The organism is Streptomyces sp. NPDC054847 (assembly GCF_053610925.1).
Genome location: NZ_JBSGZJ010000227.1, coordinates 1 through 11,309 on the forward strand (window position 1 = coordinate 1; position 11,309 = coordinate 11,309).

An 11,309-nucleotide genomic window follows, 5' to 3' on the forward strand; every position below is an offset into this window, starting at 1 on the left:
GGCCAGGGGCCCTCAGCCCTTCACACAGACGACCTGCTTCAGCTTGGCGACGACCTCGACCAAGTCCCGCTGCTGGTCGATGACCTTCTCGATCGGCTTGTACGCGCCCGGGATCTCATCCACGACGCCGGAGTCCTTGCGGCACTCCACGCCGCGCGTCTGCTCCTCCAGGTCACGCGCGGAGAAGCGCCGCTTCGCCGCGTTCCGGCTCATCTTGCGGCCGGCGCCGTGCGAGGCCGAGTTGAAGGACGCCTCGTTGCCGAGGCCCTTCACGATGTACGAGCCGGTGCCCATGGAACCGGGGATGATCCCGAAGTCACCGCTGCCGGCCCGGATCGCGCCCTTGCGCGTGACCAGCAGGTCCATGCCCGCGTACCGCTCCTCCGCCACGTAGTTGTGGTGGCAGCTGATCTCCTGCTCGAAGGTGACCTTGGCCTTCCTGAACTCCTTGCGGATCACTTCCTTGAGGAGCCCCATCATGACCGCGCGGTTGTACTTGGCGTACTCCTGCGCCCAGAAGAGGTCGTTGCGGTAGGCCGCCATCTGCGGGGTGTCCGAGACGAACACCGCCAGGTCGCGGTCGATCAGCCCCTGGTTGTGGGGAAGCTTCTGCGCCTCACCGATGTGGTGATCCGCGAGCTCCTTGCCGATGTTCCGAGAACCGGAGTGCAACATGAGCCATACGGAGCCGGAGGTGTCGATGCACACTTCGACGAAGTGATTTCCGCCGCCCAGCGTCCCCATCTGCTTCGTGGCCCGCTCCCGGCGGAACTTCACCGCGTCGGCCACGGAGTCGAACCGCTCCCAGAGTGCGTCCCAGCCGCCGGTCTGGAGGCCGTACACCTTCCCGGGGTCGACCATCTCGTCGTGCATGCCGCGCCCCACCGGGATGGCCTGCTCGATCCGGGTACGGAGCCGCGAGAGGTCGCCCGGCAGGTCGTTGGCCGTCAGCGACGTCCGCACCGCCGACATACCGCAGCCGATGTCCACACCGACGGCGGCCGGACAGACCGCACCGTGCATCGCGATCACCGAGCCCACGGTGGCGCCCTTGCCGTAGTGCACGTCCGGCATCACGGCCAGGCCCTTGATCCACGGCAGTGTGGCCACGTTCCGCAGCTGCTGCAGCGCGACGTCCTCGACCGTCGAAGGGTCGGTCCACATACGGATCGGGACCTTGGCGCCCGGCATCTCCACGTACGACATATTTACTCGATTCCCCCGGAACGGCGTGAAACGCAAATGACGTGACCAATGACGGCGAAAGACTCGACAGACCGGCGGCCACGGCGGCGTGTGCGATAGACATTGTGTCCATCGGCCTCCGAACGGCGGCAACCAGTTTTCGCCGTGACAGCGGCGCGGAGCACAGACAGAAGGGAGCCCGGGCGTGCAACGAAAGGCGTACGTGCCCGGCGTGGCGGCGCTTCTCGCGGCGCTCGTGACCGGCTGCACCGCCGGCGACGGCACCGAAGGCTCCGACATCGACGCCAAGGTCAACGGTGCCAAGGCCTCCGCGGCACCCCCCGGCAAGTACCGCACGCTTCTCGAGCCGTGCGGGTCCGTCGAACGTTCCACGCTGAAGGACCTGCTGCCGGGCACCGTGACGCTCCCCGAGGAGCAGCAGCAGAAGGTCCTGCGCGGCACCGCCGCCGTCACCTACGACACGGACCGCCGCGTCGCGTGCAGCTGGAAGGGCGACGCCCCGGACGCCTCCCACCAGCTGCGGGTCGACTTCGAACGCGTCGTCTCCTACGACCCGGCCGTCAGCGACGACGACCGTGCGCAAGAAGTCTTCGAGAAGAAGCAGAATTCCGCTTCCGTTCCGATCGCGCCCCTGAAGGACGAGCCGGAGACGGACGGCGCCTCGCCGTCGGCCACCCAGAGCCCGGCGGCCGGGAGTTCGAGCGGCGCCGGCCCGGCCGCCGGAGCGTCCACGGACACGGCGGCCGGGGCTTCCGCGTCCGCCGGTACGTCCTCCTCCGCTCCCGCTCTCGAGGGCCTCGAGCCCCGGGCGCTGGACGGGCTCGGTGACGCGGCGTTCCTGGACGACGTGCTCGGCCGCGCCGGTTCCACGGTTCAGCGCCGCACCGTGAGCGTGGTGTTCCGCACATCCAATGTGATCGTCACCGTCGTCTACGGCGAGCAGCCGGCCGTGACGGGAGGAGTGCCCGACAGCAAGGAACTGCAGGAAAAGGCGCGGAGTCTGGCCCGGAACCTGGCGGAGCAGTTCGACGAGTGAGCGGCCTCGCGGCCCGGGTTGCGCCGTTTTCGCGTTCAGCGGTCCGGCACACAGTTGCGGCGGGTCCGCGTACGGTGGCCTCGCCGGTGCGTCCGGTGGCCGCTCCGACGGACCGGCTGCCCGGCCCACCGACTGCCTGACCGATCGACCGAGTACCTGATCGACCACGTGCCCGACCGAACGAGTACCTGACCGACCGAGTACCTGACCGACTGAAGGAACCATGCACCGTTCAGCCCCGCGACTCACCCGCATACTCGCCTGCGCCGCCGTCCCGGTGATGCTCGTCGTCGCAGGCTGCTCCTCGGACTCCGACAGTGCTTCCAAGGGCTCCGCCTCCTCCGCCTCCGCCACCCCTGAGGCCAAGAAGTCCCCGACGGTCGCTCCCGCCAAGTTCAGCAAGCTGCCGAGTCCGTGCGACTCGATCGCGGAGAAGACGATCGAGGACCTGGTGCCGGGCACCAAGTCCAAGGGCGGCACGGCCGGCAAGTCGTCGGACATCGCGCGGCGCGGCAGCTGTTCCTGGAACGGCCTGGACGACAACGGCGTGAAGGGCTCGCAGTACCGCTGGCTCGATGTCTCGTTCCTGCGCTACGACTCCGACGCCTCGCTCGCCGTGAGCGGCGAGCAGCGCGCCGTGGAGTCGTACGCCAAGGAGATCGCGAAGGCCAAGGGCACCGAGGGTGCCAAGGACGTCAAGACGTCACCGGCACCGGGTGTGGGCGACGAGGCGACGACGGTCAACTACACGCTGCGCAAGACCGACGAGGACTTCACCTACGCCACGATCGTGGCCCGCACCGAGAACGGTGTGGTGACGCTCACGTACAACGGCACGGGTTACGCGGGCGCGAAGAATCCGTCCGCAGCCGATCTGACGAAGGACGCCCTCAAGGCCGCCAAGGAGGCAGTGGCGTCGGTCGCCACGGCCAACAAGTAGTACACAAGTACGTAACGCCGGGAGCCCGGAGGACCGGACTCCGGTGGCATGTGCCAGGCTGTGCCCGCCGGTTCAGGATCCGCGCAGGGGCCTGTGCGGAAATCCGGTCCAGGAATTGGGGAGGGGTCGCGGGTGGCCGCGATGCAGCTGACACGCACGCACCGAATACTCATCGGGGTCGTCGTCGCGGGCGCGTTGATCATCGCCGCGATCGGCTTCGCCGGGTCGTACGCCGCCGTGCGCGAGCTCGCGGAGCAGAAGGGCTTCGGCGACTTCTCCCTGGTCTTCCCCATCGGCATCGATGCCGGCATCTGTGTGCTGCTGGCGCTCGACCTGCTGCTGACGTGGATGCGGATACCTTTCCCGCTGCTGCGCCAGACGGCCTGGCTGCTGACCTTCGCGACGATCGCGTTCAACGGCGCGGCGGCGTGGCCGGATCCGCTCGGTGTCGGCATGCACGCCGTCATCCCGATCCTGTTCGTCGTGGCCGTCGAGGCGGCCAGGCACGCGGTGGGCCGGATCGCGGACATCACGGCCGACAAGCACATGGAGGGTGTGCGGCTCACCCGCTGGCTGCTCTCCCCCGTCCCGACGTTCAAGCTGTGGCGGCGGATGAAGCTGTGGGAGTTGCGCAGCTACGAGCAGGTGATCAAGCTCGAGCAGGACCGGTTGATCTACCAGGCCCGTCTTCAGGCACGTTTCGGCCGGGCGTGGCGGCGCAAGGCCCCGATCGAGGCGCTGATGCCGCTGCGGCTGGCGAAGTTCGGCGTGCCGCTGGCGCAGACCGCCCCGGCCGGCCTGGCGGCCGCCGGCATCGAGCCGGTCCTGTTGCCCCCGGCGCCGGTGGCGCAGGCCGCGGCGCAGCCGGAGCTGCCGGTGGGCGGCGAGGCGGAGCAGCCGTCCCGGCGCGAGCCGGAGCGTGCGGTCGCGGCCCGGCGTGACGAGCCGGCTTCCGAGGTTCCCGGCGAGGAGCCGTACGAGGGTCCGGGCTCCCACGAGAGCCCGTGGTTCGCGGCTCCGCAGGTTCCGCAGGACGCGTACGAGCGCGCGTACAACCCGACGTACGTGGAGGGCCTGGAGCCGCACCCGGTGCCGGTCCCGGCGGGTCCCGGCCGCACGCGTCCGCTGGGCTCCGGGCCGTCGCCCGAGTCGCAGGCGCAGGACGGGCCGTACGAGCAGCAGGTTCCCTACGCCCCGCAGCAGGCGGTGCCGTACCAGCAGCCGTACGCCCGGCAGGAGCCGTCCGAGACCTACGCGGACAGCGGCGTCGAGGGCCCCGTGCCCTACGAGGAGCCCGCGTCCGAGCCCGCCCCCGACTACACGGCCGAGGACAAGGAGTTCGCGGAGCTCGCGTACCCGGTGTTCAGGACGTACGTCAAGGAGAACAACGACTGGCCGAAGGCCGACCACCTCGACATACTGCTCGCCGACCGCCACGGGGTGAACCACCCGCGCAGCGGGGCGCTGCTGCGCCGCCTGATGCCCGAGTTCAAGAACCGCCACCAGGCCGACCTGGAGGCCGAGCACATCGCGTGACGGGGCCGGCCCTCACGTCGAAGCCGCTTCGAGGCAGGCAGCCTCCACGTCACGCCCGCTTCTTGGCGGCCCCAGGTCACGCCCGCTTCTTTGCGGCCTCCGCCGCGAGTGCGAGCGCCACGCCCGCCACGGCCACGGCGATGTAGCCGGCGGCCGGGATCTCCCACCATTTGTGGAGCAGGCCCCAGGGCTTGTCGCCGAAGGTCAGGCCGGCCCAGCCCAGTACGCCCTGGACGCCGGTCACCCAGCCGATGATCGCCGCGATTTCCTTCATGCCTCCACCGTCTCCCGGTGCCGTGGCCGTTTCGTCGTGCGCACGGCGGATCCCGGGGTAGGCCGAAGGATGCAGAAACGCCGCAGGGCCCTCACCCCTCACGGGGCGAGGGCCCTGCCGGGCACGGTCGTCAGGCGGCCAGCAGTTTGCGGACCCGGTCCGCGCCCACTGCCAGCAGCAGCGTGGGCAGACGCGGTCCGGTCTCACGGCTGACGAGCAGGCGGTACAGCAGCGCGAAGAACGAGCGCTGGGCGATCTTCAGTTCCGGCGTGGGCTTGGCGTCCGGCTCCAGACCGGCCATCACCTTCGGCACGCCGTAGACGAGCGTGGTCAGGCCGTCCAGGGACCAGTGCGTGTCCAGGCCCTCGAGCAGCAGCCGCAGCGACTCGCGGCCCTCGTCGTCCAGGGTGGCGAGCAGCTCCGTGTCGGGCTCGGCGCGGACGACGGTGCGCTGGTCGGCCGGGACCTGGGTGGTGATCCAGTTCTCGGCGCGGTCCAGCCGCGGCCGTGCCTCGTCGAGCGAGGAGAGCGGGTTCGCCGGGTCGAGGTCGCTGAGGATGCGCAGGGTCTGCTCGTCGTGGCCGCCGGTGATGTCGACGACGGAGGCGAGCGTGCGGTAGGGCAGCGGGCGCGGGGTGCGCGGCAGCTCACCGGCGGCGGTGCGGACGGCCCGCGAGTACGCGGCGGCGTCGGCCGGCAGCGCGCTGCCGTCCTCGACCTTCGCGGCGAGCTTGTCCCACTCGTCGTAGAGCCGCTGGATCTCCTGGTCAAAGGCGATCTTGAAGGACTGGTTGGGCCTGCGGCGGGCGTACAGCCAGCGCAGCAGCGGCGCCTCCATGATCTTCAGCGCGTCGGCCGGGGTCGGCACACCGCCGCGCGACGACGACATCTTGGCCATGCCGCTGATGCCGACGAAGGCGTACATGGGGCCGATCGGCTGGACGCCGTCGAAGATCTCGCGGACGATCTGCCCGCCGACGACGAAGGACGAGCCCGGGGAGGAGTGGTCGACGCCGCTCGGCTCGAAGATCACTCCTTCGTAGGCCCAGCGCATCGGCCAGTCGACCTTCCAGACGAGCTTGCCGCGGTTGAACTCGCTCAGCCGGACGGTTTCGCTGAAGGTGCAGGCGGTGCAGGTGTAGGCCAGCTCGGTGGTCGTGTCGTCGTACGAGGTGACCGTGGTCAGGTCCTTGCCGCACTGCCCGCAGTAGGGCTTGTACGGGTAGTACCCGCCGGCGCCGCCGCTGCCGTCGTCCTCCGCGGCCGCGCCGGAGCCCTCCGCCGCCTCGAGCTCGGCCTCGTCGACCGGCTTCTGCGACTTCTTCGCGGGGGCCTTCTTGGTGCGGTACTGGTCGAGGATCGCGTCGATGTCGCCGCGGTGCTTCATCGCATGCAGGATCTGCTCGCGGTAGGCGCCCGACGTGTACTGCTCCGTCTGGCTGATCCCGTCGTACTCGACGCCCAGCTCGTCCAGGGCGGCGGTCATCGCGGCCTTGAAGTGCTCGGCCCAGTTCGGGTGGGCGGAGCCGGCGGGCGCGGGGACGGAGGTCAGCGGCTTGCCGATGTGCTCCGCCCAGGACTCGTCGATGCCCTCGACGCCGGCCGGCACCTTGCGGTAGCGGTCGTAGTCGTCCCAGGAGATCAGATGGCGGACCTCGTGGCCGCGCCGCCGGATCTCGTCGGCGACCAGGTGCGGGGTCATGACCTCGCGGAGGTTGCCCAGGTGGATGGGGCCGGAGGGGGACAGTCCGGAGGCGACGACGACCGGTTTGCCAGGCGCACGTCGCTCCGACTCGGCGATGACCTCGTCCGCGAAACGGGAGACCCAGTCGGTCTCGGTGCTGCTCTGAGCCACGGTCGGCACGTCCTTCTTTCTCGAAGCTTCTCGAAGCTGGCTGAAGCTGGGGCGGAGCTGGGCGGAGCCGGAGCTCTCAGTCATTCTCCCAGACGGAGCAGATCACTCCGGGCTCTGCGGGGCGCGGCTCATTGTTCCGGGAAACCGCTTGTGTCTCCATGGGATACTTGACAACCGCAACAGACCTTCTCCTATCGGAACGGAAGCTCATGGCCTCGGTCCCTTCCCTCGCTTCGAATGTGCAGCAGCGCCTCGCGGACGCCCTCACGGCAGCCCTGCCGGAGGCCGGTGCCGCCGACCCCCTGCTGCGACGAAGCGACCGGGCCGACTTCCAGGCCAACGGCATCCTGGCGCTGGCCAAGAAGCTCAAGGGCAATCCCCGCGAGCTGGCGGCCAAGGTCGTGGACGCCATCGGCCCGAACGACGTCCTGGGGGACATCGAGGTCTCCGGCCCCGGCTTCCTGAACATCACGATCACCGACATGGCGATCACGCGCACGCTGGCCGCGCGTGCGGCCGACGACCGTCTCGGCGTGCCCTTCGCCGCGGAGTCCGGCACCACGGTGATCGACTACGCGCAGCCGAACGTGGCCAAGGAGATGCACGTCGGTCATCTGCGGTCGGCCGTGATCGGTGACGCGATGGTGCAGATCCTGGAGTTCACCGGCGAGAAGGTGGTCCGCCGCCACCACATCGGCGACTGGGGCACCCAGTTCGGCATGCTCATCCAGTACCTGATCGAGCACCCGCACGAGCTGGACCACAGGGACGGCGTCTCCGGCGAGGAGGCGATGTCCAACCTGAACCGCCTCTACAAGGCCTCGCGCACCCTGTTCGACTCCGACGAGGAGTTCAAGGACCGGGCCCGGCGCCGGGTGGTGGACCTCCAGGCCGGCGACGAGGAGACCCTCGCGCTGTGGCAGAAGTTCGTCGACGAGTCGAAGATCTACTTCTACTCGGTCTTCGAGAAGCTCGACATGGAGATCCGGGACCCCGACATCGTCGGTGAGTCCGGGTACAACGACATGCTCGACGAGACCTGCCGCATCCTCGAGGAGTCCGGCGTCGCCGTGCGCTCCGAGGGCGCGCTGTGCGTGTTCTTCGACGACGTGAAGGGCCCCGACGGCAATCCGGTCCCGCTGATCGTGAAGAAGTCCAACGGCGGCTACGGCTACGCCGCGACGGACCTCTCCGCGATCCGCGACCGTGTGCAGAACCTCGGCGCGGACACCCTCGTGTACGTCGTCGACGCCCGTCAGTCCCTGCACTTCAAGATGGTCTTCGAGACCGCCCGCCGGGCCGGCTGGCTGAACGACAAGGTCAAGGCGGTCCAGCTGGCCTTCGGCACCGTGCTGGGCAAGGACGGCAAGCCGTTCAAGACCCGTGAGGGCGAGACGGTGCGGCTGGTGGACCTGCTGGACGAGGCGATCGACCGCGCGACGGCGGTGGTGCGCGAGAAGGCCGAGAAGGTGGGCCTGAGCGAGCAGGAGATCGTCGAGAACGGCCGGTACGTGGGCGTGGGCGCGGTGAAGTACGCCGACCTGTCGACGTCCGCGGTGCGCGACTACAAGTTCGACCTGGACCAGATGGTGTCGTTGAACGGCGACACGTCCGTGTACCTGCAGTACGCGTACGCCCGGATCCAGTCGATCAAGCGCAAGGCGGGCGACCGCAGCCCGGTCGCGCACCCGGAGCTCGCGCTCGCCCCGGCGGAGCGTGCGCTCGGTCTGCACCTGGACCAGTTCGGTGAGGTGCTGGCCGAGGTGGCGTCCTCGTACGAGCCGCACAAGCTGGCCGCGTACCTGTACCAGCTGGCCTCGCACCTGACGACGTTCTACGACCAGTGCCACGTGCTGAGCGCGGACAACCCGGCGGAGGTCGTGGAGAACCGCCTCTTCCTCGTCGACCTCACCGGGCGGACGCTGCACCAGGGCATGGCGCTGCTGGGCATCCGGACGCCCGAGCGTCTCTGATCACACCGTTCCACCCACTGGCCGGACGAGTCAGCGAGCCACCCACTCGCCCTTGTCCGGCCAGTAGTCGTACATGGGACGGCCTTCCGCGGCACTGGTACGGAACGGCCTGCCGCCGTCGTCCACGCGGACGGTCCCGCTCCGGTCACCGCTGCTCCAGGCGACCTCCAGATACCAGCTGACGTCGTGCCCCTCGGTGTGCACGTCGAAGTTGAGAACCTGCGGATCGTTCGACGCCACCTTGTACGGGAAGTCCTTGGCGGGCACGGTCAGATCGCCGTCCGTTCCCGCGACGGGCTTCACGACGGGGCGGCCCGCGTCGAGGTCGATGTCGAAGGTCTGCGGGGTGACGCCGCTGCCGCACCCCTCGCCCATCGAGTACGCGTTCCAGGCGAGCGCCGCGCCCCGGGCAACTGTCCGTACGTACACGGCGTTGATGACGACCGAATCCTCGGTCCTGCCGGTGGCGGTCAGCTGGAGCTGCATGTGGCCGGCGTCGACGCCGCCGAGCACGCCGGCCCAGCGCCGGCGGTCCTGCGGGGCGGGCGGCGGGGGGACTCCGTCCGGCTTCCCCTCGAAGAGGTAGTACTGCCCGCACGGCGACGCCCAGTTGTACGAACTGACCCCCACGCGCAGCGGCACGCCGCCGTTCCCTGCCGGGGCCTTGCCGTCCCCGGAGGCCTCCGCGGACGGGGTCGCGCTGCGAGGGGAGGCACTCGGGTCCGCGCTGCCGCTCGGTGAGGCGCTCGTCGAGGGTGAGGCGGAGCCGGTGACGGAGGCGGAACGGGACACGGCCCCGGTCGGCGCGGCGGCTCCGGCAGGCCCGTCGGCCGAGGCGCCCGTGGCAGCCGTGTCCCTGGAGTCGCCGGAGTCGCTCGCGACGACTGCCACGGGGACGGCCATCGCGACGACGGCGGCTGCGGCGAGGGCCACGAGGAGGGCCTTGCGCCGGGAGCGGTGGACGGTGCCGGGCCGCGGTCCGCCCTCGACGGTGGCGCCGGTGGCAGGCGGCGGAGCGGGCTCGTCCGCGGCGGGGGCGGAGCCCGCCTCGGCCGTGCCGCCGGTGCTCGCGCCGCCGTCCGTGACGCCGGTCCCGCGTCCCGCTTCCTCGTCGGCCGCGGCCTCCACGGCCGGCGCGGCGGTCGGGGTCGCCGTCTCCGCTCCGGCGCGTCCGCGTCGGCGGGCCTCGTCCGCGAGGATCCACCGCCGGTGCAGATCGACCAACTCCTCGCGCTGCGCACCGCACAGCCGCGCGAGCCGGTCGATAGATGCGAACTCGGCCGGAACTGCGTCACCGTTGCAGTAGCGGTGCAGCGTCGACGTGCTGACGTGCAGCTTGGCGGCCAGCACTCCGTAGCTGAGTCCGGAGCGGTCCTTCAACTGCCGCAGCACGGCCGCGAGCTGGTCGGCCTCCGGCGTCGTCGCCACTGCTGTTCTCCCCCGCGTCGCCGGTGCCACGTCCCGGAACGGCGTTCCAGGGAAGGGCTTTTCACCCAGGTCAGAGTACTCGCAGGCATTCCGGCATCCCCAATGGTCCGGCCGGCGTTGCGGCCGGAATCCGCCCCTCGCCAACCTGTGACCACGCCGCAAGGCACCGACAGAGAACGACCTTTCAACGGGGAGAACAACCAATGCGCACCAACCTGATCCGCACGACGGCCGTCGCCGCCACCGCCCTGATCGCGGCCCTCTCGCTCACCGCCTGCCAGAGCGACGACGGTGCCCGGGACGAGGGCGCGGCCCCCTCCGCGAGTGCTCCCGCCCCGCAGAAGCCGACCCAGGACCCGACCGCGGACCCGAAGGCGTCCCCGACTTCGGACCCGGCCGGGTCCGCGAGCCCGTCGGCCGGCAAGCCGGCAGGCAACGGCAAGGGGAACAGCGGAGGCAACACCGGCGGCACGGGTGGCTCCGGCGGTTCCGCCGCCGGCTCCGGTGGCGGTACCGAGGATGCGGGCCCGGTCACGACCGCATGCGGCGCGGACGTGAAGGTCACCTACAGCACGGTGCGCCGGCCCATCAACCACGCGCTGCTCACCATGACCAACACGGGCTCGAAGCCGTGCAACGCGTACCACGCGCCGCTGCTCCGCTTCGACGACGCGCAGGCCGCCACGGCCGTCAACCAGGACAGCAGGCCGCAGGCCGTCGTCACCATCGCCCCGGGCGAGTCCGCCTACGCCTCGATCATGCTCGCGGCGGCGGACGGCAGCGGGAGCGACGGCCGTACGGCCGCCCGGCTCGCCGTGCACTTCGCCCCGCGCAGCGGCTCCGGCTCGACCGACGCCGCCCCGGCCGTGATCAGCCTGCCGGCCGACACGTACACCGACACCACCACGACGGTCAGCTACTGGCAGGGCTCGATGGACGACGCCCTCATGTACTGATTCCTGTGCGGGCGAGCGGGGGGCCCCCACCGCCCGGGCCCCCCCACAGCGGCGCCCCCGCACCCCCCGAGCGGGTGGGGCAGGCGTGCAGATGGCGGGTGGATA

Annotated in this window: 9 protein-coding genes; 5 read left to right on the forward strand and 4 right to left on the reverse strand. The window is 70.5% G+C overall.

The genetic code is table 11. The features are described from left to right. Positions 1-12 precede the first annotated feature (12 nt). Entirely contained in the window at positions 13-1,206 is a 1,194-nt protein-coding gene (locus ACWGH4_RS21610) for an RtcB family protein (RefSeq protein WP_453463264.1), read from the reverse strand. 184 nt (positions 1,207-1,390) lie between these two features. On the opposite strand from ACWGH4_RS21610, the gene ACWGH4_RS21615 reads away from it, so the two are divergent. From ACWGH4_RS21615 to ACWGH4_RS21625, 3 genes are all read left to right on the forward strand, one after another. Then, entirely contained in the window at positions 1,391-2,242 is an 852-nt protein-coding gene (locus ACWGH4_RS21615; RefSeq protein WP_453463267.1) for a DUF3558 domain-containing protein, read from the forward strand. Positions 2,243-2,465: 223 nt separating this feature from the next. Further along, the gene (locus tag ACWGH4_RS21620) at positions 2,466-3,182 is read left to right on the forward strand and encodes a DUF3558 domain-containing protein (RefSeq protein WP_453463270.1); all 717 of its coding nucleotides are present in this window, start codon (positions 2,466-2,468) and stop codon (positions 3,180-3,182) included. A gap of 132 nt (positions 3,183-3,314) precedes the next feature. Next, a complete protein-coding gene (locus ACWGH4_RS21625; RefSeq protein ID WP_453463273.1) occupies positions 3,315-4,718 on the forward strand; it encodes a DUF2637 domain-containing protein in 1,404 nt (467 codons plus the stop codon). Positions 4,719-4,794: 76 nt separating this feature from the next. Here ACWGH4_RS21625 and ACWGH4_RS21630 read toward each other — a convergent pair whose 3' ends face one another. Continuing rightward, positions 4,795-4,992, reverse strand: coding sequence for a hypothetical protein (locus ACWGH4_RS21630; protein ID WP_453463276.1), 198 nt, complete (start codon positions 4,990-4,992; stop codon positions 4,795-4,797). A 130-nt stretch (positions 4,993-5,122) separates the two neighbouring features. Beyond that, a complete protein-coding gene (gene lysS, locus ACWGH4_RS21635) occupies positions 5,123-6,856 on the reverse strand; it encodes a lysine--tRNA ligase (RefSeq protein ID WP_441265636.1) in 1,734 nt (577 codons plus the stop codon). Between the two features lie 200 nt (positions 6,857-7,056). On the opposite strand from lysS, the gene argS reads away from it, so the two are divergent. Next, a complete protein-coding gene (argS, locus tag ACWGH4_RS21640) occupies positions 7,057-8,820 on the forward strand; it encodes an arginine--tRNA ligase (protein WP_453463279.1) in 1,764 nt (587 codons plus the stop codon). A 30-nt stretch (positions 8,821-8,850) separates the two neighbouring features. Here the strand turns inward: argS and ACWGH4_RS21645 are convergent, their stop codons facing one another. Further along, positions 8,851-10,248 carry a helix-turn-helix domain-containing protein gene (locus ACWGH4_RS21645; protein WP_453463282.1) on the reverse strand — a complete coding sequence of 466 codons (1,398 nt, stop codon included), beginning with the start codon at positions 10,246-10,248 and terminating at the stop codon, positions 8,851-8,853. Positions 10,249-10,451: 203 nt separating this feature from the next. Between ACWGH4_RS21645 and ACWGH4_RS21650 the strand changes: the two genes are divergently transcribed. Further along, positions 10,452-11,204, forward strand: coding sequence for a DUF4232 domain-containing protein (locus ACWGH4_RS21650; RefSeq protein WP_453463285.1), 753 nt, complete (start codon positions 10,452-10,454; stop codon positions 11,202-11,204). Positions 11,205-11,309 lie beyond the last annotated feature (105 nt).